At 59.7% G+C, this 25,258-nt stretch carries 24 protein-coding genes and 3 pseudogenes; 19 read left to right on the top strand and 8 right to left on the bottom strand.

The window, feature by feature from the left end:
• Positions 1-68 precede the first annotated feature (68 nt).
• The 3 genes from QEO92_RS06115 to QEO92_RS06105 all read left to right on the top strand — a co-directional run bounded on the left by QEO92_RS06115 (position 69) and on the right by QEO92_RS06105 (position 1,828).
• Positions 69-629 (top strand): Fic family protein, encoded by a 561-nt coding sequence (locus tag QEO92_RS06115; protein WP_052183056.1) that lies wholly within the window; start codon positions 69-71, stop codon positions 627-629.
• A gap of 240 nt (positions 630-869) precedes the next feature.
• Positions 870-1,139, top strand: coding sequence for a hypothetical protein (locus QEO92_RS06110; protein ID WP_037156217.1), 270 nt, complete (start codon positions 870-872; stop codon positions 1,137-1,139).
• Positions 1,139-1,828, top strand: coding sequence for a nucleotidyl transferase AbiEii/AbiGii toxin family protein (locus tag QEO92_RS06105; RefSeq protein WP_081952952.1), 690 nt, complete (start codon positions 1,139-1,141; stop codon positions 1,826-1,828). Before QEO92_RS06110 ends, QEO92_RS06105 begins: the two co-directional genes overlap by 1 nt.
• 31 nt (positions 1,829-1,859) lie before the next feature.
• Here the strand turns inward: QEO92_RS06105 and QEO92_RS06100 are convergent, their stop codons facing one another.
• Entirely contained in the window at positions 1,860-2,747 is an 888-nt protein-coding gene (locus QEO92_RS06100) for a LysR family transcriptional regulator (RefSeq protein WP_037156219.1), read from the bottom strand.
• A gap of 282 nt (positions 2,748-3,029) precedes the next feature.
• On the opposite strand from QEO92_RS06100, the gene QEO92_RS06095 reads away from it, so the two are divergent.
• The 11 genes and pseudogenes from QEO92_RS06095 to QEO92_RS06045 all read left to right on the top strand — a co-directional run bounded on the left by QEO92_RS06095 (position 3,030) and on the right by QEO92_RS06045 (position 15,985).
• Positions 3,030-4,484 carry an amidohydrolase family protein gene (locus QEO92_RS06095; RefSeq protein ID WP_227702499.1) on the top strand — a complete coding sequence of 485 codons (1,455 nt, stop codon included), beginning with the start codon at positions 3,030-3,032 and terminating at the stop codon, positions 4,482-4,484.
• Complete coding sequence (locus tag QEO92_RS06090) at positions 4,475-6,553, top strand: alpha-amylase family protein (protein ID WP_227702498.1); 2,079 nt, start codon at positions 4,475-4,477, stop codon at positions 6,551-6,553. The genes QEO92_RS06095 and QEO92_RS06090 overlap by 10 nt, the downstream gene beginning before the upstream one ends.
• Entirely contained in the window at positions 6,550-8,130 is a 1,581-nt protein-coding gene (locus QEO92_RS06085; protein ID WP_227702497.1) for an ABC transporter substrate-binding protein, read from the top strand. Before QEO92_RS06090 ends, QEO92_RS06085 begins: the two co-directional genes overlap by 4 nt.
• Positions 8,131-8,199: 69 nt before the next feature.
• Positions 8,200-9,120: an ABC transporter permease gene (locus tag QEO92_RS06080; RefSeq protein WP_037156221.1), complete on the top strand. Its 921-nt coding sequence runs from the start codon at positions 8,200-8,202 to the stop codon at positions 9,118-9,120.
• Positions 9,117-9,971 carry an ABC transporter permease gene (locus tag QEO92_RS06075; protein ID WP_037156222.1) on the top strand — a complete coding sequence of 285 codons (855 nt, stop codon included), beginning with the start codon at positions 9,117-9,119 and terminating at the stop codon, positions 9,969-9,971. Before QEO92_RS06080 ends, QEO92_RS06075 begins: the two co-directional genes overlap by 4 nt.
• Positions 9,972-9,974: 3 nt before the next feature.
• The gene (locus QEO92_RS06070) at positions 9,975-10,694 is read left to right on the top strand and encodes an MBL fold metallo-hydrolase (protein ID WP_227702496.1); all 720 of its coding nucleotides are present in this window, start codon (positions 9,975-9,977) and stop codon (positions 10,692-10,694) included.
• A 2-nt stretch (positions 10,695-10,696) separates the two neighbouring features.
• Positions 10,697-11,998 carry an amidohydrolase family protein gene (locus QEO92_RS06065; protein WP_227702495.1) on the top strand — a complete coding sequence of 434 codons (1,302 nt, stop codon included), beginning with the start codon at positions 10,697-10,699 and terminating at the stop codon, positions 11,996-11,998.
• Positions 11,999-12,013: 15 nt separating this feature from the next.
• Entirely contained in the window at positions 12,014-12,844 is an 831-nt protein-coding gene (locus QEO92_RS06060; protein WP_227702494.1) for a phosphorylase family protein, read from the top strand.
• A 94-nt stretch (positions 12,845-12,938) separates the two neighbouring features.
• Positions 12,939-13,910: pseudogene (locus QEO92_RS06055) on the top strand (class I SAM-dependent methyltransferase); the annotation flags it as partial.
• A 50-nt stretch (positions 13,911-13,960) separates the two neighbouring features.
• Complete coding sequence (locus QEO92_RS06050) at positions 13,961-15,394, top strand: hypothetical protein (RefSeq protein WP_407720939.1); 1,434 nt, start codon at positions 13,961-13,963, stop codon at positions 15,392-15,394.
• Between the two features lie 78 nt (positions 15,395-15,472).
• Positions 15,473-15,985 (top strand): GNAT family N-acetyltransferase, encoded by a 513-nt coding sequence (locus QEO92_RS06045; RefSeq protein WP_407720937.1) that lies wholly within the window; start codon positions 15,473-15,475, stop codon positions 15,983-15,985.
• Positions 15,986-16,029: 44 nt separating this feature from the next.
• On the opposite strand, the gene QEO92_RS06040 is transcribed toward QEO92_RS06045, so the two are convergent.
• From QEO92_RS06040 to QEO92_RS06030, 3 genes are all read right to left on the bottom strand, one after another.
• Positions 16,030-17,313, bottom strand: coding sequence for a type II toxin-antitoxin system HipA family toxin (locus QEO92_RS06040; RefSeq protein ID WP_227702493.1), 1,284 nt, complete (start codon positions 17,311-17,313; stop codon positions 16,030-16,032).
• The gene (locus tag QEO92_RS06035; protein ID WP_037156231.1) at positions 17,313-17,663 is read right to left on the bottom strand and encodes a helix-turn-helix domain-containing protein; all 351 of its coding nucleotides are present in this window, start codon (positions 17,661-17,663) and stop codon (positions 17,313-17,315) included. Before QEO92_RS06035 ends, QEO92_RS06040 begins: the two co-directional genes overlap by 1 nt.
• 879 nt (positions 17,664-18,542) lie before the next feature.
• On the bottom strand, positions 18,543-19,463 hold the full coding sequence (locus QEO92_RS06030) for an AraC family transcriptional regulator (RefSeq protein WP_227702492.1): 921 nt from the start codon (positions 19,461-19,463) through the stop codon (positions 18,543-18,545).
• A gap of 74 nt (positions 19,464-19,537) precedes the next feature.
• On the opposite strand from QEO92_RS06030, the gene QEO92_RS06025 reads away from it, so the two are divergent.
• Positions 19,538-20,275, top strand: coding sequence for an SDR family oxidoreductase (locus QEO92_RS06025; RefSeq protein WP_407720935.1), 738 nt, complete (start codon positions 19,538-19,540; stop codon positions 20,273-20,275).
• Positions 20,276-20,472: 197 nt separating this feature from the next.
• Positions 20,473-20,745 carry a hypothetical protein gene (locus tag QEO92_RS06020; protein ID WP_152601237.1) on the top strand — a complete coding sequence of 91 codons (273 nt, stop codon included), beginning with the start codon at positions 20,473-20,475 and terminating at the stop codon, positions 20,743-20,745.
• Between the two features lie 117 nt (positions 20,746-20,862).
• Here QEO92_RS06020 and QEO92_RS06015 read toward each other — a convergent pair whose 3' ends face one another.
• Positions 20,863-22,653: a sensor domain-containing diguanylate cyclase gene (locus QEO92_RS06015; RefSeq protein WP_244446949.1), complete on the bottom strand. Its 1,791-nt coding sequence runs from the start codon at positions 22,651-22,653 to the stop codon at positions 20,863-20,865.
• A gap of 260 nt (positions 22,654-22,913) precedes the next feature.
• On the opposite strand from QEO92_RS06015, the gene QEO92_RS06010 reads away from it, so the two are divergent.
• The gene (locus QEO92_RS06010) at positions 22,914-23,309 is read left to right on the top strand and encodes a YybH family protein (RefSeq protein WP_227702490.1); all 396 of its coding nucleotides are present in this window, start codon (positions 22,914-22,916) and stop codon (positions 23,307-23,309) included.
• A 60-nt stretch (positions 23,310-23,369) separates the two neighbouring features.
• Here the strand turns inward: QEO92_RS06010 and QEO92_RS33130 are convergent.
• Both QEO92_RS33130 and QEO92_RS06005 read right to left on the bottom strand, forming a co-directional pair.
• Positions 23,370-23,459, bottom strand: a pseudogene (locus tag QEO92_RS33130) (transposase domain-containing protein); the annotation flags it as partial.
• Positions 23,460-23,485: 26 nt separating this feature from the next.
• Positions 23,486-24,169: a DAPG hydrolase family protein gene (locus tag QEO92_RS06005; protein ID WP_227702489.1), complete on the bottom strand. Its 684-nt coding sequence runs from the start codon at positions 24,167-24,169 to the stop codon at positions 23,486-23,488.
• 134 nt (positions 24,170-24,303) lie between these two features.
• Here QEO92_RS06005 and QEO92_RS06000 point away from each other — a divergent pair, with 134 nt between their 5' ends.
• The gene (locus QEO92_RS06000; protein WP_407722052.1) at positions 24,304-24,903 is read left to right on the top strand and encodes a TetR/AcrR family transcriptional regulator; all 600 of its coding nucleotides are present in this window, start codon (positions 24,304-24,306) and stop codon (positions 24,901-24,903) included.
• A pseudogene (locus QEO92_RS05995) lies at positions 24,869-25,126 on the top strand (aminoglycoside phosphotransferase); the annotation flags it as partial. The gene QEO92_RS06000 and the pseudogene QEO92_RS05995, both read left to right, overlap by 35 nt.
• Here QEO92_RS05995 and QEO92_RS05990 read toward each other — a convergent pair.
• Positions 25,123-25,257 (bottom strand): hypothetical protein, encoded by a 135-nt coding sequence (locus QEO92_RS05990; protein ID WP_265105672.1) that lies wholly within the window; start codon positions 25,255-25,257, stop codon positions 25,123-25,125. The pseudogene QEO92_RS05995 and the gene QEO92_RS05990 overlap by 4 nt on opposite strands.
• Position 25,258 lies beyond the last annotated feature (1 nt).

The following is a 25,258-nucleotide window of genomic DNA, read 5'->3' as shown; positions in this document are numbered from 1 at the left end:
TTTAACGAACAGGCGAGAGCCTCGGCATAGTTTTCGAAACGGCATCGCCGTTCGATACGCCGCGTCGAATGGAAGAACTGATCGCCTGGCTGGATGAGCAAGGGCGAGAAAAGCGGCTCCATCCACTTTTAGTCGTCGCGATCTTCGTTGTCGTTTTCCTCGAAATCAATCCATTCCAGGATGGTAATGGCCGCCTATCGCGTATTCTGACCACCTTGTTGCTCCTGCGGGCCGGCTACGCTTACGTCCCCTACAGCTCGCTCGAAAGCATCATCGAGCAAAGCAAGGAGAGCTATTACGTCTCGCTTCGGCGCACGCAGGGAACGATCCGCAGCACCGAACCAGACTGGAACCCCTGGATCGAGTTCTTTTTGAAAGCCCTGCATCGGCAGAAGACGCGGCTTGAGAAGAAAATGGAGCGCGAGCGTATTATTCTCGCCGACATGCCGGAATTATCCATTACATTGCTCGAGTTGGCGCGCGAGCACGGACGGATCACGGTCGCGGAGGCTGCACGGATCACCGATGCAAGCCGTCACACCATCAAGGATCATCTCAAGGCACTCGTGGATCAAGGGCACCTCGTCCTCCACGGTGCCGGCCGCGGCGCCTGGTACGGTCTTTCCTAATCAAGGGGATGTCAGGTTCATCTGAATGGATTAGCTCTTGAATGGGTTCGAACCGACGATCCCGCTATTTCACAATCGTTCCAGTTGATGAGAGTAGAACCTGAGACCCCGTCGTTCGATGTCTGGCCTGCCGTTGAAGGGAATCGAGCCAGACGAACGGATGCCGGCAAACGGCTCGCTCCTTGTCTCCCGCGTCGCAAGACGCTATATATGGCAATGTATTAACTGCGGTGAAAATTGATGACATTCGTCACTACGACAGTGTTGGCTACGGTAAACGCCCCTTATGGGACGAGCCTTTCGGCTGAGCAGTTGGCGTCGAAGATTGCCGACCCGGCGAGCGCCGACCATTACGACGCATCGGCATTTGCGTTCTTTTCTGATGTTAGCGAAAGCCTTCAGCATTCGTTTCTCGATGAAATGCATGTCAACCTTGCTGATGCCTCTGTCGTTGCACGACGGTTTTCCGATATGGCCGGATACGAACTGCCGCTCGCCCGAGCCGCCTAGTGGCACAATCTCAAAATAGTCATTGGGCCGAGCTCTTTGACCAGGCCCAGAAGATAATCAGCCAAGCTAATTCAAAGTTCACCGTTCTCGACAGCTGGAGTTTCGGTGGCGGCACTGCGCTGATGCTTCAAATCGGCCACCGGCAGAGTTTCGACGTCGATATCTTCATCGACGATCCTCAGGTGCTGCCTTATCTCAATCCACAAACGCAGGGCTTTGCTCTCGACATACACCCCGAGGCTTATACCTTCGACGGAACGCGTGCGCTCAAAATCGTGTTCAAGGATATCGGAGAGATCGACTTTATCGTCGCAACGCACCTGACGTCTGAGCCCACGAGGGAAAGAGAAATACGAGGGCAGAAGGTTTACCTGGAGACGCCAGCCGAGATCGTTGCGAAAAAGATTTTCTATCGCGGGGCCTCAGTGCAGCCACGCGACATGTTCGATATTGCCTGCGTCCGCGAGAGCGAAGGCCATGATTACCTTGTAGAGGCGCTCATTCCGTTCAAGGAATCATGCGCACGGGCCCTGAAAACGGCACGTATGATGGACGCCCGGCTCGCCGAGGCTGTTATGTCTAAGCTTCTGTACCAGTCGAAATACTTTAGGATACCATCGCAAGCGCAGCAGATGACGATTGAGATTTTAGAGACCATTTGTGGCCCTGAGCCACCAACCGAGACTTAAGCGAGACCACTCGCCTTGAACCGATTGGAACCTACGGTGCGTGACCTCGTGTAATTTTAAGAAGGAAATCAACGACAGCGCGCACCTTTACAGGTGTGCGGCGGTTCGCGGGAAAGACGATCGCGATTGGATCGGCTTCGATCTCGTAGTCCTCCAAAACGGGCACCAGAAGGCCCCGCTGCATCTCCTCACGAAACAGCCACCATGTCGCCTGAGATATCCCCAGACCGGTCATCGCCGCCTCGCGCAGAATGTCGCCGCTGTCTGTCGTCAGGCATCCTGAGACGCGGATTACCTCTTCGCTGCCGTCCTTGCCGCGATAATGCCAGTTTGGCCCGAAGGCGCCGGTGATGCAGTTGTGCCGAACGAGATCGGCCGGCGTCTGCGGCCGGCCATAGCGCTCGATATAGCTCGGAGCTGCCACCGTCTTCTGGGCGCCGCGCACCAGGATACGGTTGATCAGCCGGGAATCAGCGAGCCGGCCGGAATGCACGACAAGATCAAAGCCGCCTTCGATTGGATTCGTTGTCTGGCTCTTGAGGCAGAGGTCCAGCACGACGTTCGGATAACGATCGTAGAATTCCGGCAGCGCGGGAATGACCGTCATGCGGCCGAAGGACGGCGGCAGCGCGATCCGGACCGGCCCACTGGGGGCGATATTTGCCTCACGAATGGAGCCTTCCGCCTCATCAAGATCGATGAGGATCTGGCGGCAGCGCTCGTAATATTCCGCCCCGTATTCGGTCAGATGCATGCGCCGGGTGGTGCGGTGCAGAAGCTGTACGCCAAGTCCTTCCTCGAGCCGGGTCACGCTCTTGGTCACCGCCGATGTGGAGGATGACAGTGCCTTGGCAGCTGCGGTGAAGCCGCCGAGTTCGGCCACCCGCACGAATGACAATATGTCCTGGAACCTGTTCACTTCGGTTCGTTCACTGCTCACATCTTGCGCATTGTGACGCGCCGTTAATCGACAGCTTACGCATTAAAGGGGCAATCGCAAGCAGACAGGTTCCAGCAGCAATTTGCGTGCCGTTCCTCTCCATCCGCCGGGTTTCTATCCGGAAAATGATTTTTTCCAAAACTGCGTATTTTCCTTCGCCGCTAGCTGGGAACACTAGGGCCAAGGATGCCAAAGGCGCCGGGGAACGCATCGACTGGAAAATCTGTGCCGGGATACTGGTTCGAAAACACTTTATGCCTGATGGAAGACGCCGGCCGCTTCAAGACGGAACGGTGGTCGATCGAGGTTGCGGGCGGCCGGATTGCAGCGCTGCATCCCGCAGGCACGCCTGCCCCTACCGGGCGACAGTTCATCGATGCCTCCCGCCTCCTCGCTACGCCCGGCTTCGTCAACTGCCACAGCCATTCACCGGACAACCTGGCTCGGGGGATCGCCGGCGACCTTCCGCTCGAACTCTGGTCGCTGACCTCTTCCGCAGCGCGTGAAAGACGCAGCCATCAGGAGATCTACATCTCGACGATGCTCGGCGCGATCGAGATGATGCGGTCCGGGACGACCGCCGTCCTCGATCACGTGCGCATCTCACCCGATATTGATGCCGGGGCGCTCGATGCCGTCGCCTCGGCCTGGCGGGACAGCGGCATGCGGGCGGTGATCGCGCCGATCGTTTCGGACCGGAGCATTATCGACACCCTGCCCTTCGATGCCGGCGACCTCGTCGGCCTCGATCTTGCCTCCTACGGAAGCCGTCCTCCAGTGCCCGCCTGCGAGCAGATGGCGATCGTCGACGCTTTCTTCCGCCGCTGGAACGGCGAAGCGGGTGCCAGGATCAGCGTCGCGATCGGTCCATCCGGTCCGCAGCGATGCTCGGACAAACTGCTTGTCGCGGCGGCAGATTTCAGCCGGCGGCACGAAACACTCCTGCACACCCACATCCTCGAAACCCGGCTGCAGCGTGAGATGGGCCTGAAGCTCTACGGCCGCGGCATGATCGCCCATCTCGAAGGCCTTGGCCTGCTGACTCCGCGCACCAATCTCGTTCACGCGATCTGGCTGGAGCCGGACGATGCCGCGCGGATTGCCGCCGCCGATGCGACGATCATCCACAATCCGGTCTCCAACGCCCGGCTCGGCAGCGGCTATTGCCCGCTTCCCGACCTGCTCGGCAGGGGCATTCGGGTCGGGCTCGGCACCGACAGCGCCTGCTGCAACGACGGCGCCAATCTTCTCGAAACGATGAAATGGGCCGCTCTCCTACACAATCTCAAGTCCGACGACGAGGAAGACTGGATCGGCCCGCAGACCGCGTTGAAGCTCGGCACGTCCAGCGGCGCCGATGCCATCGGCCTAAAGACGACAGGCCGCCTGGAAGCGGGATACGATGCGGACATCACGTTCTTCCGCCTGGACGCACCGGCATTCCGGCCGCTGAACGATGCACCTCGCCAGCTCGTCCTGTCAGAAAACGGCAGCGCCATCGACCGGGTCATGATCGCCGGGCGCATCGTCGTTTCGAACGGCCGTGCCACGGCGATCGACGAGGCGGCGATCTGGAGCGAGGCCCAAGTCTTCGCCGACCGGCGGCGGACCGAAGGCGCGGCCGCACGGGCCGCAGCTCATGTTCTGGAAGCGCCGATCCGCGGGATGCGGAAGCGTTACGCCAAGCTTTGGGCAGGAGGCTGCGCATGCCATTGACCTCGCCTTTGGCCTGGACCGAAGAGCCGCTGCGTTTTTTCCAGCACCTGTTGCGCGAGACCGATGCCGCGAAATCGACTGTCGACCAGCTCGTCGGCGAGATCAGAAGCGCCGGCGCCAATGCCTGCATCGTTATGGGCGGCGGTTTTTCCACCTGGTATCCGACGAAACTCGCCTCGCAGACGATCAACCCGCATTTGCGGGGAGATTTCCTTGGCGACTTCCTGAATACCGCAAAGGCGGAAGGCATCCGCGTCCTGGTGCGGATGGACATTTCCAAGGGCCGCGAAGGCATGGAGGCGAAACATCCCGACTGGTTCGTCCGCAAACCGGACGGCGCGGTCACCAGCGTCTGGGCCATGCCGCAGATCTGCGCCACCGGCCCGTTCTGGCAAGCGCAGGTCTTTTCGATCCTCGACGAGATCCTCGGCCGCTACCCCGCCGCGGACGGCTTCTTCTTCAACTACCTGCACGTGCCGCGCTGTTATTGCGGCCGCTGCAGGGGCATCGTGCAGGCGGCGACGGGCAAGCCCGTTCCCGCTTCCGACCGTCGAGAACCCGCCTATGAGGCCTGGCGGCAGGATTTCCTCGCCGATTACATGGGCCGCGTCCGCAGTTTCGTGCAGCAGCGCAATCCGGGTGCGGCGATCGTACCCTACCATCACGTCCATGAGGGCTGGAACATCCGTCGCATGGCCGAGGTCAGCGACATCATCGGCTCGCAGGTCTCCAACCCCGTGATGCCGAATCCGATCGATCCGCAGCCGATCTGGAACCTCTGGGCCGCAGAAGAGGCGCTCACGGCCGATGCCCTGAAACCCGGCCGTCCGCCGCTCCTCATCCAGACGACGTCGGAAGTCTTCGCCAGCCGCCAGTCGGCGATGCCGAAGGCGCGGCTGATCCATAACCTCGTTCAGGCGGCGGCGCATGGCGCCAGTACGGCGCCGGCGGTGAACGGTCTGCTCGAGCAGAAAGACGCACGCTTCGTTCCGGCACTGCGGGAATTCGGTGCCTACCAACAGAAGAACGCCCATTGGTACCGTGGCCTGAAGAGCCTCGCCCGCATCGCCGTGGTCCGTTCCGAGCACAGCCGGCTGTGGGGCGAGGACGCCGGCCGGATGGCCGGGGCGCCGAACGGCAATGGCCATGTCGCGGAATTCCGCGGCGCCTGTGAATTGCTGTCCGATCTGCGTTATCCCTTCGCCGTTGTTGTTGCGCCGGGTCTCGATGCAATGGAGCTCGGCTGTTTCGATCTTGTGATACTGCCGGCGGCAGATTGCCTGTCCGATGCCGATGCGGCGGCGATCGACGCCTATGTCCAACAGGGCGGCAAGATTGTCGCCACCGCCGATCTCGCAGCTGCAACCGACATAGGAACACGGCGGGAAACGCCTGCCCTGCGCTGCCTGCCGGCCCTTCCCGGCGAGGCCCGCTCGGTGGTCGGCGCCTATTTCGCGCTGAGGCGGGCCGACCTCGGGAGCGTTGTGGACGGCATCCCGCATATCCCGGCCGCCGGTCCGTTCTGGGCACCCTTCGGCGATGGCGAGACGCAGGACGACCTCCGCATCATTGGCCCGTTCGCGAACAACGCTCCGGAATTCACGACCGTCGAAGGAGACGGCAGCGAACCCGGTCTGATCGAGCGCAGCTTCGGCGAAGGTCGGGCGATCTGGCTTCCCTGGCGCATCGGCGCGCTCTATCACCGCTATTCGATGCCGGAATATCGCCGGATCCTCGGCGCGCTGGTGGAGGCCAAGATCGGCCCGCCGCCCGTCCGCACGACCGCATCGAGTGCCGTCGAGACCATCCTTTACGGCCATCCGGACGGCATGGTCCTGCATCTTCTCAACGGCGCCGCCTCGCAGACCAAGAGGCTGACCGAACTGACGCCGCTCGCCGGGTTCGAGGTCTCGGTGGAAACCGATGCCGATACCGCTCTTTCGCTTCACGACGACACGGAACTGCCCGCTGCAAGGGCAGGTAAAATGATGGTCCTGCGCCTCGGGCGCCTGGATCACTTTGCGGCCATAGCTCTGGTAAAGGGTTCGGCCGGGAGGAAGAAGGCTTGAGGAAGACGACAGATCCGACGGGCCGCTCGGCCCATCGCAGAACAGAAAAGGGTGAACAGATGAAAGATATCCTGAGACGACATTTTGTGGCCGGCACGCTGGGTGCTGCCGCGCTCGCGCTTCTTCCGCTCGGCGCCTCGGCCCAGAACTCCTCGACGATCGTGGTCGCCCAGGCCGCCGACGCATATTCGATGGACCCGGCGAAACATTCCGCCTTCCCGACCGCCAATATCCTCTTCCAGATCTATGACGGTCTCGTCAGCCAGAACGAAAAGGGCGACATCGTTCCCGCGCTTGCGACATCCTGGAGCAATCCCGATCCGCTGACCTGGCGCTTCAAGCTGCGCGAAGGCGTGAAATTCCACAATGGCGAGCCCTTCAATGCGGCCGCGGTGAAATATACCCTCGACCGCGCCCTCGATCCGAATTTCAAGGCGCCCTATTACTCGCGCATCTCGCAAATCAAGTCGGTCACGGTGGTCGACGACTACACGGTCGAGATCAAGACCGACAAGCCTTTCCCAACCATGCTGCTGTCGCTGTATGAGGCGAGCTTCCCGGCACTGATCGTGCCGCCGTCCTACACCGCCCAAAACAACAGCGCCGATCTCGCTGCCAAGCCGGTCGGCACCGGCCCCTACCGTTTCGTGGAGTGGAAGAAGGACGAGCGCGTCGTGCTCGAAGCCAATCCGGATTATTGGGGCGGCAAGCCAGCAGTCGAAAAAGTGATCTTCCGCCCTATCAAGGAAACCCGTACTCGCATCGCCGAGCTGAAGAGCGGTGGCGTCGATATCGCCGTCGATGTGCCGCCGGAGGACATGGCCTCGCTCGACGGCGGCGAGACCAAGATTTCGACGGTCGCCAGCGACTCGCTCTATTTCCTGGCCTTCGACATCACCCGCGACACGCCGCTCAAGGACAAGCGTGTCCGCCAGGCGATCAACTACGCCGTTGATGTCGATGCCATCCAGCAGGCGCTGCTGAACGGCATGGGCATGCGCATTGCGCTCACCCTTCCGGCCAACGCCTTCGGTTACGATCAGGCCTGGAAGCCCTACCCTTACGATCCGGCCAAGGCCAAGGCGCTGCTCGCCGAAGCCGGCTACAAGGACGGCTTCACCGTTCCACTGATGACCCGCAAGGGACGTTACATGAAGGACAGCGAGATCGTCGAAGCGACGGCCGGTTTCCTCGCGAAGGTCGGCATCAAGGTGAACATCCAATATCTCGAGCCGGGCGTCTGGGGTCAGGTTTCGGAAAAGAAGGGCCGTGAGGGCATCACTTTCCCCGGCTGGAGCGGCCGCGACCCGAACCTCGTCTGGTACCCGCTGCTGCACACGGGCGAATACCAGAGCTATTACAGCAATCCGGAGCTCGACAAGCTGCTCGATGCCGGCGCAGGCACGATCGACCAGGCGGAACGCAAGTCGATCTACGAGAAGGCGGCCGCCATCATCAAGGAGGATGCGCCGCATCTACCGATGATCCAGCCGCCGCTGATCTACGGCCTCGACGCCAGGCTCACCTGGACACCGCGTCCGGACGGCATGATCGACCTGCGCAAGGCGCATTTCTGATAGAAACGGCATCCGCGGCCGGCTTCCGGCCGGGCCGCGGATGCCAACGTTGACGGAGCGAAGCAGGTCTTGGCCAATTTTCTGATATCCCGATTGCTCTACGCGGCCATCGTGCTGCTCGGCGTATCGGTCGCCGTGTTTTTCTTGATCCGGATCGGCGGCGATCCGTCGGCGCTTTTCCTGCCGCCAGAGGCCTCGATCGAGGACATCCAGCGTTTCCGTCACCTGATGGGCTTCGACCGGCCGCTGGTCATCCAGTACTGGGATTTTCTCAGCCGCGCGACCAGGGGCGATTTCGGCATGTCGCTGCGATACGAGCAGCCGGCGATGCAGCTCGTGCTGGAACGCGTGCCGGCGACGCTACAGCTTGGCGGGGCCGCCTTCGTGCTGTCGATCGTGCTCGCCGTTCCGCTCGCCATTCTGGCCGCCGCCAATCGTGGCTCGATTATCGATCGCGCAAGCCTGTTGATCTCGCTGATCGGCCAGAGCTTTCCGGCCTTCTGGTTGGCAATCATGCTGATCCTGCTCTTTTCCGAAACATTCCATATGCTGCCGCCTTCCGGCCGCGGAAGCTGGCAGAACCTCGTTATGCCGGCGATCGTGCTCGCCACCTATTCGACGGCGATCATAACCCGCCTGCTGCGTTCCTCGCTGATCGAGGTGCTGCAATCGGATTATGTCCGCACCGCCCGCGGAAAGGGCGTGCGCGAAAGCCGCATCCTCCTTTCCCACGCCCTGCGCAATGCTGCGATCCCGACACTGACCGTTATCGGGCTTCAGGTTGGCGCGCTGCTCGGAGGTGCGGTGATCACGGAGGAGGTGTTTGCCTATCCTGGCATTGGCCGGCTGGCGATCCAGGCGATCGCCAATCGCGATTTCACCGTGGTGCAGGCCTTCGTTCTGTTCATGGCCGCAGTCATCGTCGTCATCAATCTCCTAGTCGACCTCTCCTACGGCCTGCTCGATCCGCGTCTGAGGACGGGCAAATGAGCGCATTTCTCAAACGTTACCTGACGAGCCATCTCGCCGCCTTCGGCCTGGCGGTCCTTCTGGTCGCGCTGTTCGCGGCCCTCTTCGGCCCCTGGTTCGTACCTTACGATCCGAGCGCACAGGACATCCTTCAGCGCCTCAAGCCACCGCTTTGGCAGGGTTCCGAAGGCATCCACCTGTTCGGCACCGACGCGCTCGGCCGCGACATCTTCAGCCGCATCGTCGTCGGCGCCCGCGTCTCCATGCTGGTCGGCGTCAGCTCGGTCGTTATCTCCGGTGCCGTCGGCGTCACCTTCGGGCTGATCGCCGGCTACGAGGACAAATATGCCGGCCGCGTGCTGATGATGCTGACGGATATCCAGCTCGCCATTCCCTTCCTGGTGCTGGCGCTCGCCGTCGCCGCAGTCGTCGGACCGAGCCTGTGGAACATCATCGCCATCCTCGGCCTGACGAACTGGGTACAATATGCGCGCGTCGTGCGCGCCGAATGCCTGGTGCTGCGTGAGCGGGAATTCATCCAGGCGGCGTATATGATGGGGATTTCCTCTCCCCACATCCTGACGCGCCATCTGCTGCCCAATGTGATGTCCTCAGTCATCGTCATTTCCAGCCTGCTGGTCGCCAAGATGATTCTGTTCGAATCCTCGCTGAGCTTCCTCGGCCTCGGCGTCCCGCCCGAAACGCCGACCTGGGGCACGATGATCTCCGAAGGCCGCAACTATATCGGCAATGCCTGGTGGGTCGCGACCATTCCCGGCTTCGCCATCTTCTTCACCGTGGTCGGCACCAATCTCGTCGGCGACCGGCTGCGCGACCTGCTCGATCCGCGGCTCAGGCAGATGGAGGGCTGATCGATGCCGAACCCTGCTTCCTACGACATTCTGATGCCCGGCTTTCCGGGGCGCAGTTCGCGCGGTTTCCTCGGCTGGAGCACGATCCTTCTCCTGAAGACGTACGAAGGTCACGCGCTGTTCGATACCGGCGGCAGCGGCGACCGCCCGGGCCTGATGGCGGCACTCGCCGAGCGTGGCATTGACCGCCACGATATCCGCACCGTCATCCTGTCGCATCTCCATTTCGACCACATCGCAAATGTCGAATGTTTCCCGAAGGCGGAGATCGTGCTTCACGAAAGCGAATTCGCCTATGTCCGGGACCACAGGTTCGATGACCCGGCCATCTCCCGCTTCCAGGTCGAGAGTCTGTTGCGGAGCCCGCAACTCACCCTCGTCTCCGGCGAACTCGAAGTGCTGCCGGGGGTGAGGATGATTTCGACGCCGGGACACAGCGGCGGCCATGTCTCGCTGGTGATGACCGTCGACGGCAAACGTGTGGTCCTCGCCCAGGACGCGATCAAACATCGCGGCGAGATTGAAACCGGCGCCCCCGCCGGCGCCTTCGACGAGGAAATGGCCCGCGCCAGCATCCGCCGCATCGTAGGCATGGCCGATATCGTCGTTCCTGGTCACGACGGTCCGCTGACCATCGAAAACGGCCGTGTCGCCGCAGCCCCTTCCGTTTGCGCCGAGGTCAGCCTGACGCTGGATGGCCGATGTTTCCTGCTGGAGGTCTGAGAATGTTGACACTTCTGTACAACGCCTTTCTCTGCACCGGGCTGCCCGGCGGTTTCCATCCGGACGGTGCCGTCCTGATCCACCGCAGCAAGGTCGTCTGGGCCGGCCCGCTGGCGGAGATGCCACCGCAGGCGGAGCACATCGCAAGACGGGATCTCGGCGGACGCGTCGTCATCCCCGGCCTGATCAATACCCATGCGCATGGCGGTCTTTCGACCCATCGCGGCTGCTGCGACGAGGGCAACCTCTTCGAATGGGCCGCGACGCTGGCACCCCAAACCTCCCACCTTACCGTCGAGGACAACCAGCGCGGCTGTTATCTCGCGATTATGGACATGGTGAGGAACGGCATCACCACCGCCTGCGACTGCACCCGCTACGGCGCCGGCGTCTTCGCCTCGGTCGCGAGCGAGATCGGCATGCGGTCGCTGAGCGGCGCGCTCGCCAACTCGCCGGAACTGCGCCGCAACGGCCGGCCGAACTGGCCGCTCGCCCTGGAGGAGACCATGGAAGCGATCGAGATGCACCGGGGCAACGGCCTTGCCCGCTTCTATCTCGGCGGCCATTCCCCCTATAGCTGCACCCCTTCCCTTTTGAAGGACGTTAAACGCGAGGCCGATCGCCTCGACCTGCCCTTCGTCATCCATGTCGCGGAAAACCGCCGCGAGAACGAGATTGTGATGGAGCAATACGGCCAGTCGCCGACCGCCTGGCTGAACGGCCTCGGCGTCCTGGACAGCCGCGCGGTGCTCGCCCATTGCGTATGGGTGGACGAAAACGACATGGACATCCTTGCCAGAACCGGTGCGGGCGTCGCCCACAACCCGGCGAGCAATGCGAAGCTTGCGAGCGGCATTGCGCCGGTGCCGGAATTGCGCAGGTGCGGCGTGCCGGTCGGGCTCGGCACGGACAGCACGCTCAGCAACAACTGCCTTGACCTTTTCCAGGAAATGAAGCTCTCGGTGCTCCTGCAGCGCGCGACGAGCCTCGACGGCCGGATCATGGGCGCGCGGGACGCCTTTACCATGGCGACGCTCGAAGGCGCCCGCGTTCTCAACTGGGATGCGGAAATCGGCAGCATCGAAACGGGCAAGGAAGCGGACCTCGTCGTTCTCGACGTCAGCCATCCGCTCGGGCTGACGGCCGAACGCGTGCTCTCCGATATCGTCTACCATGCCGGGCCGCAGCATGTGCGCGGCGTCATGGTGGCCGGCCGCATGATCTTCGAGGACGGGCGGCTTCTCAATGTCGACGAACCGGCCATCCGCCGATCCATTCACGAACATTACAGACATCAAGCATAATAAAGGATCAGGACCATGACGGACGCACCTGTCGGGCTCATCACCAGCGCCGCCTCCGACAACCTTCTGAAAGACCGCCGGCTGGAAATAGTCTCGACCCCTTGGGGCGACGCCCCAGTGCTGATCGGCGATATCGGCGGACGGCAATCCGCCGTCATCCTGCGCTACGGCGAGAAGCTGACGCTGCCGAGCCACAAGATCAACTATCACGCCAATATCTGGGCGCTGCGCGAGCTCGGCGTAGAATCGATCATCTCCCAGAACGCCATCGGCTCGGTCAACCCGGCGATCCGGCCGGGCGATATCGTCGTTTCCGACGATTTCCTCGACAAGACGAAATCCCGCGCCCAGTCGCTGTTCGATGAAAGCGAATGCTGGGTGCGTGTCGATTTCACCGACCCCTTCTGCCCGCGCCTGCGCGCCGACCTGATCGCTGCCGCCAACCGGCACAGCAACCGCGTGATCGAACGTGGCACCTTCGTTTGTACCGAAGGCCCGCGCTTCGAGACGCCGGCGGAAATCCGCGCCTATGCGCATGAAGGCGGCGATATTGTCGGCACGCCGCTGGTCCCCGAAGTGATCTTCGCCCGCGAGGCGGAAATGTGCTTCGCCTCCATCGCGCCGGTCATCAATTTCGGCGCCGGCATGGCCCCGGCCGTGGTGCATTTCGGACCGGGTAGCATGAACGAAATCTACTATAAGGAAGGTCTCCACGATCTCATCGAGAAAACCCTCATCGACGCTATCTCCGGCCTGATCGGCGAACGAAACTGCAATTGCCGCACGGCATTGGATGGCGGCTTTCACGGACATCCGCCTGCCTGGTTGAAACGCCGCACCTCCTGAATGACTGCTGTCTCACACGCAAGGTAGGCCTAAAACAACTTAAGCTTTTGATAGGATCAGAACGTGAGACCCGTCATTCGGTGTGAGGCTTGCATTTGAAAGGACCAGGACCAACGCTCCTGTTTCCTCTGCGACAGAACTGAGCCTGCTGGGGTTCGATCTCGATTGCATGACATTCTGGGACACTCATTGGCGTCTGTGGGGCCATTTTGACAACCACTATTTTGCAAGCATCCCCTACCGGCTTGAAGAGGAATGCCGCTTAGCCGCGGCGATACTCTCGTTTGGACTGGCAGCATGGGGACGCAGCGGGCAAGCCGCAACAATCTATACGCTCGGGGCTGGAGCGGGTACGCTGTCTAGAGCACTGGCAAGGCTTGGCGATGGCCGGCTCAAGACCCTGAACTGCAGCCCTACAGACGGCAATCGTATAAGTTTTTTCGACCGGCGAGGAAGCGAGGACGCGTATTTCCATCATGGCCCGTTTTTCGAACTGGACGACGAACGTTATGCCACCGATGAAAATCTTCAGGCATTCCGGGACGGATACGATGTGGTGCTGGAGGATACGACCTTCCAAATGTATAGCCCGGACAGGAATAGTCAGCTCTCTGTCATAGCGCCGCGAATTCGGGCTGGAGGTCTGTTGATACAGGTGCAAAAAATCTCGAACCCGAATGTCGAAACGTACCTTGAACGCGAACGTCAAAAGGACGAACAGTTCAAATCACGGTACTTTTCGCAGACACAGATCGAGGCAAAGAAGCGCGACGTTCTCGATACGATGGTGGATTTCCAGGTCGATCTGGGGAGTTCTATTGCCGCTCTCAGATCGTATTTCGACTATTCCGCCATCACATGGAACAGCGGCAATTTTTACACGATCATCTCCTCCAACTCATTCGCCTCCTTGCGGGATTTCGTCACGTCCATGGTGAAGCCGGCCATACCCCCAGACTATTGTTATGAGCTACTGCCACGCATTTTTGCACGCGAAGGAATGCCGCCGGCGCAGGCAAACTGGACGTGGCGGGCTCCACGATCGGTCGCTCCGGAACCTGAATGATGAAATCGGACAATGTAGCGTTCGGGTCCAGGCGTGGAGGAAACGGATCGATGGACAGCCACCAGCTGGATGCGGAAACCGGTGATAACTGCGGTCATCTGAGCGCTGCGGGCGACGTGAAAAACACCTTGTCACATCTCATGCCGCATCTCGGGCGGTTCTGGACAAGCCCGCTCAAGGACTATGCAGGCGCCATCCATGATGTCGAAAGCTACCGAGATGGCTATACCGCTCGCAGCGAGGCCATGTCCCTCCTGCAGAAATGTGTCGAACGAGCTGCCCTTCGATCGGGAGCGGACCAGCAGGAGGCTCAGCAGGCCGCAAGTCAATTGGCCGCCTCGCCGATCATTCAAAGCGGGCCGCATTGCCATCTGCTGATCGAACCGGACGCCTTTTATACGCATCTGTTCAGCCTGCTCGGCCTTCGCGCGCACGGGCTCCGATGGCATGTCTGCTACAGCGCCTCGACCGTGAAGTTCATAGAAAGAACGAAAAAGGGGCCTGGCTGGCTTCACCTTGAGGGCGAAGTGGTTAATGTTTTCGGACTTCCCCGAAGCAGGATGGATTCCTACAACATTTGCGGCTTCAATGGCCCCTATCGCTTCATGCTGTCGGGTCAGAAGTGTGGGGAGCCCGCGAACGAAGCTGCTGCAAGGCTCAAGGCGATCCTGCCGAACACCGAATTCGCGTCGGCCGCAAACGCAATCAAGGCCGGCAACCAGGCACTCTGGGGGAAGGCATTTCCGCCGCAGGTCCGGCTTCTCCAACTTGACGATATCGATGTCGCAGATCTTGTGGCCGACCATCTTGAGGATCCGGGATCATGGTTTTCGACGCGATTCGTCGGCGATGGTTTGTTTGCTCACTCCATTTTCGAGGAAATCGATAATCTCAATGCCGGTCCATGGGCGGGATGGATCCGCCGCACGACTGATCTCTTCTGGGGGCTGGTAGAGGGAAAGATCTTTCCCTTGCGATTGCGGGACAAAGTTCTTTCGGGTGGATATGGATCACGAATCGCAGTCCGGTTCGAGCCCGTGAGCATCGCTGCCGCGCTTCGTCGGAGGGAAATCGTTCCCAGCCTGCTCACGACGTTTCTGATGACATCCATCTTGCCGGGCGTGCGCGTCCTCGGCGGGTGCCGGCAGACGGTCTATTACCCCCTCATGCGCTACGTTGTTGCCACCGCACTGGAAAGATTAGGAGAACGCGACCTGTTGAACGCTCTCGGCGCCGATATCCGTCCCGGGGTATGGGGGCATCGTGTTCTGAAGCCGAGTGACGGATATCCGTTCTTGGAGATCGAAAAGAGCGGAAGCGTCCTGGATCTGCTGTCGAAGTACGGCGAGCAACCGTTGGCACAGGCGTGCGGGGAGCTCGCCAGCTTCACGAGCGATCCGGTCTGGGCAGAGCTGTCGACGTGCATCGGCAATGGGACCATTCATTCCCGGTCGCCCGAATGGCAATGGGCGCAGCTCTCATAGAAACCCGGCCAATTCGTGAAGGCGCATAAGTCCTCACGCTCAAGCGCAGTGACTCTACGAAACTTATCGGAGGTGAATGTGTCAACGAACAAGGAGGGAGTCCTGATCAAACGCCTCTCAGCGGACGAGATTGACGTCTTCCGCAGCATTCGCCTTGAAGCGCTTTCTAGTGAGCCATCCTCATTTGCAAGCAGATTTGAGGATTGGGCCTATCTGCCCGACGAGGAATGGCGTCAACGGCTGAATAATCCTGTCTTCGTCGCCTTCCTGAATGACCAGCCTGTCGGCATGATGGGGCTATTGCGTCAGCGTCCGAGCAAAATGGCACATCGTGCTACCCTCATCGGCGTCTATGTGCGCAAGAGTCAACGTGGAACGGGGATCGCCGCAAACCTGCTGAAAGCGATTGCGGATTATGCAACAAGCATCAGAGTTCTGCAGCTTGAGCTGGCGGTCAGCGTCGAGAATCCGGCGGCGATGCATTTCTACCAACGGCAGGGATTTATTGAAATTGGCCGGGTTCCCAACGGTTTCCTGGATGACGGTAAGGAAATTGACGAGGTCATCATGATGCGTCGCCTGAATGGATGACGATTTCCCTTGGCCCCTGTCCAGCCTGAATTCACTCCGAAAGCTCAGCCCATTACCTCGTTGACCAGCGTTAGCGTCTTAAGCCTGTCGATGATCCGTTTTGCCCGCTCCTCACCAAGCAATTCGGGAGCCGCTGACGGCCATAGCTCCAACGCGCGTTCCACGGCCAACGTCACTTCACGAACGATCCATTTCGGATCGACCTGGAGAAAACTCGCCACCCGCTCAAAGCGATGTAGATTTACGCTTTCGAAACTGTGTGTTTTGACGAACCTCAGGGCCATCGTGTCGCTTGGCATGTAAAGCACTGTGGGCACGATGTCGTAAGCCGGCGAGAGATGGATTTCGCCCGGCTGCGGGAAGCAAAAAGACCAGTTCTTGAGGTGATTGTCGCCATTTCCCAGCAGGACATCCGCGACCACGCGGCGAATAGCCTCCGATATGTCGGCGCGATGATCGGTGCTGAAGCGCCGAACCATATTGATGATCGTCTCGGTGGTAGCCATGGTATATTTGCGATCGCCAACTGCCCCGATGATCTGCCCTGCATCCTCGATATGAACGCGTTGCCCATCGGCTGTGCGATCAAACCGATCGACGACAAGGACGTTTTCACCGTGCACCAGAAACTCGGCAGGCACACCTTCTATCGCGTCACGCGCGACGAGTCGGCACTTGGCGGTCCGGACTCCGATCATCTCGGCTAGACGCATCGCGCCATATTCCGCCTCGGGAAGGCCGGGGAAGCGCTCGCTTGCCACTTTTACTATGCAACGGCCGGTATCGCCGCGTCCAGGCATGGTCAAACGTTCGCCATCCGGATTGACCGTGAATTTCAGCTGAATGCCGGCAAGCGAGAATTTGACGGCCCCTTCCGGCAGCGGTGCCTGGAAGCCCTGGACATTCTCCAGAGTAAGCGGACCTGCGGACGATGGCACCCCGGTTTCCGGCACGATCAGAACGGCACCCGGAAGATCCGCGCCGAGCCTGGTCAGCACGTCGAACTCGTCGTGATCGCCAGGCCCCATTTCGGCCAAGACCAGCTCTCGAAGAGCCCCTTCCGGCAACAAGCCGGAAAACCAAGGGGGCAATACCCCGTGCAGACCGATCTTGTCCCCTCTGTTCGAAAGCCGGTCGCGCGTGCCCTCATCGTTTTCAGGGTCATACCAGCCGAGGCTTAGAATTGGACGCTCAGACTCTCTAAGATAGGTTTCCGCGACGACAAACGCGATGCCGCCGTCGGCATCACGTGTCAACGTCCCTACCCTCACCGTGCCGAACGCACGATCGAGAAGATAGACACCGAGGATAGCGGAGGCCTTCGCCATCAGTTATCCTCCTCATCCTCTTCGCCGAGATCGATGAACAACTCGTCGAAGGCTGAGGGCGTCTGCTTCGATTGCCGCTTCTCCGAACTGGTTTCCTCGATCAATCGGCGAACTTCGGCAATCCGCGAGCGGGGAACCAAGACGGGTATCAAATCGAGAGCATCACAGATCTCGGCGAAAAGGGTCAAGCGGTCGCGACCCCATCGATTGCTGGCCAGATCGCGTTCGAGTTCGGAGATGCGCGCCCTGTTACGGCCAAGCCGGGCAGCGATTTCCGGCTGGCTCAAACCACGTCGCATCCGGGCGGCCCGAAGCTGAGTACCCAAGATATTGAAGATTGTCTCTGGCATGCGGCATTCCGATCATTTCCCAATTAACATGCGGAATATCGCTATACCTTAATTTTCAGCTTCACAAGCGGAATTCCGCTACTTTTGACATCTTGATGCGGAATAACGCAATTATTTGCCGACAGCGACGAGTTTCCAGATACGTCACAGCTGAGTTTCGCGGCTCTCCTCGGGAAAACTTGCCGCGTCATGGCATTCTCCGTCCCGTTCGACAATAGTATCGACGATTACAGTTGGAAGCAGCAGAGTAGTGAACGATCACAATGTGTGGCGGCAGCCTTTAGCGCCGCCGCGATCGTGGTAAGCAGAAGCAGCAGCGAGCGTGGCGTGTCGAGAAGCGGAAGCGCGCCGAGTGTCTTGTACCAACCAGCCACCCGATCATTTTTGGCGTCGATCGCCAGGACCACGCCACCGACTTCGGTAGCAGCGCGTAGACAACGTCTGCCGGCGGCGAGCAAAAGTTGGCCGCCTAAAAATTCGTTGCGACCAGATCGCAAGCGGCGTGGTGGCCGATCGCATCGCCCACGACCAACACAACACGCTATCTTCCCTGCTCGATGGCTGCTTCGATAGAAGATTGGACGGAAATAAGAATTGCCAGCCTGAGCTCCGCTTTTGGGGCCGCGAGGGGGCAGTCCGATGTTGGGGTACCAAGAGGCGATAGCCGACATCCAAACATCTGGCGGTGTGGTCCGAGTTCGGCCCGAAGGGGTCATTGAAGGAGTGCCCCACCATGACTGAGATGGGGTGGAAAACAGTGCGCCGCTTGCAGGGTGAGGACGATGAAAGCAGTCGCACTCAAGCGGGGCAAAGATTTCCTGACCCACGACCGACGACGTCGGACATTAGCCATGGCCCCGACAACAATCGCAAAGCCAATCAACAACCATCCGACCGTGGCGTACGCCCAAAGGTTCGCTTGAAGGCATGAGAAAAGGCGCTTTGCGAGTTGTAACCTACTGCGGCGGCAACTGCCGCGACGGTCTGGCCCGCATTCAGCTTTCTCTGCGCCAGAACCATGCGCCATCGGGTGAGATAGTCGAGAGGTGGGCGGCCGACACGCTCGGCGAAGCGCTGTGTGAAGGCCGAGCGTGACATGCCGACCTCCGACGCCAGCATTGGCACTGTCCAACGGTACGCGACATTGCCGTGCAACAGTCTGAGAGCCTTGCCGATCCGCGGGTCCGCCAGCGCGGTAATCCAGCCGACACTGGTCGTCGGACTGGTGGCCACGAAAGCCCTGACGGCCGCGATGACGAGGATTTCCGCCAGTCGCTCGGCGACGAGCGACCCACCTAGTTCCGCGTGCGCGACCTCCGTCCTCAGAGCGTTCAGCGTCCTGGCAACAGCCTCGGCGGTGGACGAGGTCCGGTCGACGCGCAGAAACTTCGGGAGCGCATCCAGAACGAACGCGGCGCTGCCATCGGCAAAGCCGCTGCCGCCGCCGATCAGGGCCGTCTCGGTTGCATCGCCTAGGCGTACCAAGTCCTGTCCCGGCGAAGCGTAGAGCGGCATACCATCGATCGCTTCTACCGCCGGGTCACTCGCCACCGTGTAGCGCGTGTTGCTGATGAGAACGACATCGCCTTCCACAAGTTCTTCCGGCGAATGACCCGGAAGAAGAAGCCAGCATCGGCCTCGTGTGACGGCGACGAACTTCAACCGCGCTCGCCCGTCGAAGGCGAGTGCCCACTCTCCCGCCGCTTCGAGGCCGGTCCCGCGAACGCTCCGCGCGCCGAGCGCTGCGAGAACCTCAGAGAACGGATCGGGGGTGTTTTCGGCGGATTGCGATAAAGACATGGTTATTCAAGCATAGATCATCCGACCCACCTCGCATAGGTCTGGCTTTTCATTCAGAAGATGGAGCCCAAATCGTGACCATAGAGAATAAGATCGTCGCCATCACCGGAGCCGGGCGCGGCATCGGCCGGGCAACCGCTATTCATCTTGCTGCGCGCGGAGCGCGTCTTGTGCTTGGTGCGCGAAGCGAAGCGGAGATCGCCGCTGTGGCAGGAGAGATCGGGGCCGCGGGCGGCGAAGCCGTTTATCGGGCAATCGACGTTACCAGACGCGCGGATTTGGACGCCCTGGTCAACCTTGCCTGCGAGCGTTTCGGGCGGCTTGATGTCATCGTCAACAATGCGGGCATTGGGCCGCTCTCGCGCTTCGACGCTCTCAAGGTCGATGACTGGGACGCCATGATCGACGTAAACCTGAAGGGCGCGCTCTACGGCATCGCTGCGTCGTTGCCGGTGTTCAGTCGTCAGGACAGCGGGCACGTTATCAACGTCGTATCAACGGCTGGCATCAAAATCGTGCCAACCATGGGAGTCTACGCTGCGACCAAGAATGCATTGCGGACAGCCACCGAAGCCCTGCGGCAGGAAGCGAATCAGAACCTGCGCGTGACGGAGATATCGCCAGGTTTCATCGACACGACCTTCGCAGATGCCACCGTAACCGATCCGGACATCAGAGCGGCAATCCTAAAGCGCAAGGAAGAGCTGGCCATTTCACCTGATGCGATTGCACGGGCGATAGCCTTCGCGATCGAACAACCCAGCGACGTCGAAATCGGCAGCATCGTGGTGCGCCCGACCGCACAGGATTGACATTCGGGGAGCCTATCGGCTTGGAATACACGCATGTCCGTCGGATTTTGACGAGCGCTGAAGATCCACTGCAGGTTCGCGATGGGGCTGGAATACGATCTTCATTGGCAGCGGAGGATTGTCTCCTATCTGTGCGCAGGCAACGTGACACGGCCGCGGGGCGATGTCTGCTTTAGGCAAGCATTATGACGTCCCCCATGACCGACATGCAGGCGCAAAGCTGCCGGGCGCTTCAGCGCTGCGGCACCGCAAACGTGAGGTCCGAAAGCGGAAATTATTGCCGCTCGCCCGTCCTGTTAACTGATGCTCAAGGCCAGGGCACAAAGATGGCATCCACGGTCGCTCGCGAGGGGAAACAAAGGGCATTTCAAGGCTTTTCCGCTAAGCCATTGAAATCATGTGAGAATAAACGTTTCCCAGCCAGCGTCACTTCCTTGTTGTTTTTCAACTACTTAATTATTCTTGCATGATACGACCCGGAACAGTCGTTCGCATCATTTTTCCGGATCATCGCCAAAATTGTAACGGCGAATCCTGGCCCGCCTATCTGTCGGCGGCCGGGACCATGCAAACAAGCCTCGTCTGATCTATGCGATGATCGCCCGGTCGCGGGAAAAGACCTCTGGCGTCGGCGCCGCCTTGACTGCTCTCCGGGTTCGATTCCGCCCAGCGGTCTTGGCTTCGTAAAGCAGCTTGTCGGCTCGCTCATAGGGTTTTGCGAAACCCTCATTCCCGAAGAGATCCGTCACACCCATGCTGGCAGTCACGGGTCGTCCAAGACCGGAAACCGTATTGGCGACAATTGTGGGGATCGCCTGCCGCCGGATCTCGGCCTGTCCATCAGCGTCGTCGCCGCGCAAGAGAAGCAGGAATTCTTCGCCACCAAGACGGAATGCGCGAACGCTCGGGGCAGCCTGGAGGACATTGGCCACAGCCTTGAGCACCGCATCTCCGACGGTATGCCCGTGAATGTCATTGATCGCCTTGAAGTGGTCTATGTCAAGGATAGCCAGTGTGGCGAAGCCTTCGTTTCGAAGCTGCTCGAACTGCCGCTCGATCGCACGCCTGTTGAGCAACCCGGTCAATGGGTCTGTTTCGGACAGCCGTTCGAGTAGATCGGCCTCGTTGCGGGCGCGGTCTCGCTCGCGCTTCATGCTTACGAAGCGGTCTGCCACGCCAAGCGTCGTAAAGAAGACTTCACACATACAGCCGACATAGAACAGGAACATGGCGTCGACGCTGTATAACCACGGAGCTACGCCGGTGACCAGTCGGATCAAGCCGACAAGGACCATTGGCGAATATCCAACTGCCTGGAACTTTGCGGCACGGCTTCCGCGACGCAATGAGTCGAACATCGACAATATGAAGACGACAAGGACCGGCGCAAACGCCGCCGTGTAAGCGCTCGATTGTATAGGCCGTGCAACGAATGGGAACGCCGCATGAAACGCACTCAGGAACACTGCCCACGCCGCGCAATAGGGCAGCAGGCGCCGTAGAAGCGGGTGCATCAGTCCCGGCTCGATGAAGCTGTAGGTAAACATCGTTCCTGCCCCGACCGTCATCCCGAAGATCAATGTCGTCATCCAGCTGAGCGTCATTGCTGGAGGGTTGAAAAGCATGACCGATAGGCTGGATGAAACCAGGATAGTCATCAGCAGCGAAAATGTCAGAGCCGAGTGCCAGAGAACGAATGGTTCACGAAGCGCCCGATAGAACGCCGTATTGAGGATCATGGGCGTGACGAGCATGCCCGCAAGCCCGGCCAGAATGAGCAGCCACCGCATGTCGCCGTCAGTCGCGTCCGTGGGCGCCAAATATGCCCTCTCCAGGGTCATTTCATGGCTCGGCAGGTCAATCGCGGCGATGATCTGCCGGGTCGCATCCGTCACGTCCGGCAGAGAAGCCTTAAAGTACCCGCCCGCCATCGAACTGGCCAAGGCTGTGCCAGGGATGGAGGAGCGCCGAACCGCGCCGTCGTGATCGATTGCGAGCAGATGCACCACCTCGAGTGCGCTCCGCCTTGAGAGCAGATATCGGGGAAGGACATCGTTCGGGCTGATGTCGAAGCGAAGCAGCACTCGCTCGGCGTCAATTGAGAATTTCGGGTCGGCACAAGACCATCGCTCTGCCTTCCGAGCTATCGTCATCACATCTTCCGACATGCTGCCAGACGCCAAGCAGGAACTGCGAATGCCACTAGAATCCGCCGCGTTGGTCGATCCGGCGTTGAAGTACGCCAGCATCAAAAGAAGCAGAAAAGCCGCCCGAAGTTTTTCTCGAAGATTACCCGAATTCATCAGTCCATGTTGGACCAAAGAGCTTTTGATGCCGTTAATTACCGTGAAATGAGCATCCGCGTTGGGGTTGGCCAAGTTTGAAGGTCTGAAATGGGTTCGTTCATCGTAAACGGTGTGCCGCTGGCACCTTGACTAGCTTGCTCAAAATTGGACGTGATCATTTGCCAGCCGCTAATGCTGGTGATAAAGACGCACTATGGAATTTGTACGCGCTTTCACTTTGATTATTATCACCATTCATCGAGTGGTGGGTTAAGCACGTCATATTTCCAGACAAAGCAACCCGCCGCGAGGCGGGTTTTGTTTTTCCGCTCGCGGCCATTTTGGAGTCCAGAATGTCCGACCATCCCTTGAAAGCCCTTATCGAATCTGCAGACCGTTCCATATCGGCCAAAGACTTCGACGGCTTGATGCGATTTTACACCCATGATGCCACCTTGGTGGTCAAGGCAGGCATGTACGCCAAAGGCAAAGACCAGATCAGGAAAGCGTTCGAAGCAATCTCTGCTCATTTCCAAGGCAAATTGAAAGTCCGCCAAGGGAGGATGGAGGTGATCGAGGGCGGGGACACAGCGTTGGCCATCATGGAAACCTGGTTGGATGCCGTCGACGAAAGCGGCATTGGGACATCGACGGTACGACGTGCCACCTATGTGTTTCGTAGAGACTCGTCTGGGAACTGGTTATGCGCTGTAGACAATTCCTACGGCACGGCTCTCCTCGATAGTTGAAAAGGCTCCCCGGCCCGATGCCCATATTGGGTCGGGGGATAGCGTTCCGATTGGCGCAGATTACGTTGCCGCATACTTCCACGGTAGGAGTTCTTTAATCCGACTTTGCTTGTGACCGTTGACAATGACGGTCAACGTGCTGGTCAGGTATCTTGTGTTATTCCAGTCGGGCGAAGCTACCAGTTGTCGGCAGGTCTAGAATTTGCGAGATCACCATAATATGCAGACGGAAGTGCCTTCGCGAGGAACGAGAACTCCGAATGGCAATGGCGCATCAGCCCCAGTCCGATCTCGTCCGGGACAGCGTGGCCGCCCTTGTCGCTATCGAGACCAAGAACGAATCTGCTTCGCAGAACGAGGCCATCGGGCGTGTCCCGTGTGACGTGCATCATCCGGCCGCCTATTGGAATTCCATGCTCGTCAATCTCAACATCATCGCCAAAGCCAATTCCGGCGTAGAAAAGTGCGGATACGCCGCCCACCTGCTTTGCGGCATCGATGTCCGTGGCACTGAAGTATGCGGCTGGGCTTAGGAATTTGATGGTTGCTTTGACCGGAGGAACCTCTCCTAGTGACTCCGTCGCCCTGATTGTCGCGCCGATGTAGTTCTCACCTTTTTTCCAAAGCTCGTCCCAACCGAAATGGCGCTTGTGGTCAATCGGATGCCACCAGCGAAGATGCTCGTCGGTTTCAAAATACTTAAACCACCATTCCAGCATCGCTCCATTGCACCCTGGCATTATCGTTCTGCAGGCGACCGTGAGGGTGCCGGAGCCGAAGCGCTCGATCCCCATTTCGAGTCTAATTGGGTCGGCGTGCAGCAGTGCGACAGGGATTGCTGTCTCCAAATCATGTTGCATTTCCAATCTCCTATATTTAGGAAACGTATTGCGTTTCCTAAATATGATCGATACACCGTTCGTACGACGTTGGTCAAGGAGATCAAGATTTGGAAAAGCGAGCGAGAGGGCGTCCGGCCCGTAATCGGCTTGAGGTGGAACGCAAAATTCTCCAAGCCTCAACACAGCTTCTCTTTGACCAGGGATTTGCCAAGTTCAGCATCGATGCGGTGTCGCGTAGCGCAGGAGTTGCCAAAAAGACTGTTTACGCTATGGCGGCCAATCGTGAGGAACTGGTCGGGAAAATCGTAGCATCCTGGACAGAGCAACTCCAAACCAGTGGAGATCACCGGCCGGGCGAGGCGCGTCCTGATCCGGGGAGCCTGAGGGCGCTATTGAGCAGGATTTACCGGATCGCCCTATCCAAGGAAGCTGTAGCCCTTTTCCGTCTCATCTGTGCTGACAAGGAAGGTCGAGAACGGCTCGCAGAAATTTATAATCGAAACGGGGTCGAGCGAGGAGTGCTGGCCGTGGCGACCTGGCTGCGCGAGTACCAAGCCGATGTCCCATCATTTGATGTCAACCGATCTGCCCGGATGATCCTTGCCGCTCTTGTTGCCGAGCCCTTGCGCAGGGCCGCTATCGGCCTTGAAACACCATGGAACGATAGCGATGAGGAGGTCACCGCACGGGTTGGAGAATGCGTGGATTTCTACGCACGTGTATTGTTCAAAGAGTTGGGCACGGCACCATAGCGGCCATCGTGGCGCATCTGGTGATAAAGTTTCGTCTCTGATCGACTGGGATGAGTCGCATATCGACGTGCACGACCTTGACCTCGTCTTGCCCCATAATGCTGCCGATCTGGAAGCCGGGGCGTATGACATCGCCGCGCAAGCATCGGCCGCATGGGAAGCCGCCGTCTGTTGGGATGACGAATACGCGAAACAGCGACTTGCCGAAGTTCGAGCGGTCTAGGCGACGGCCGCCCATGGCGTATTGATGCCGTCGAAGCTTAGCTTGATCGACGTCTGCTTTCGGGAAGACGCCATCGCCGGCCCTACGACCGGAATGCGGGCGCATTCCTGTCGCAAGATTCGTCGTTTCATG

The organism is Neorhizobium petrolearium (assembly GCF_029854435.1).
GTDB classification, from domain to species: domain Bacteria; phylum Pseudomonadota; class Alphaproteobacteria; order Rhizobiales; family Rhizobiaceae; genus Neorhizobium; species Neorhizobium petrolearium.
This window is presented reverse-complemented; position numbering and strand designations above follow the sequence as displayed.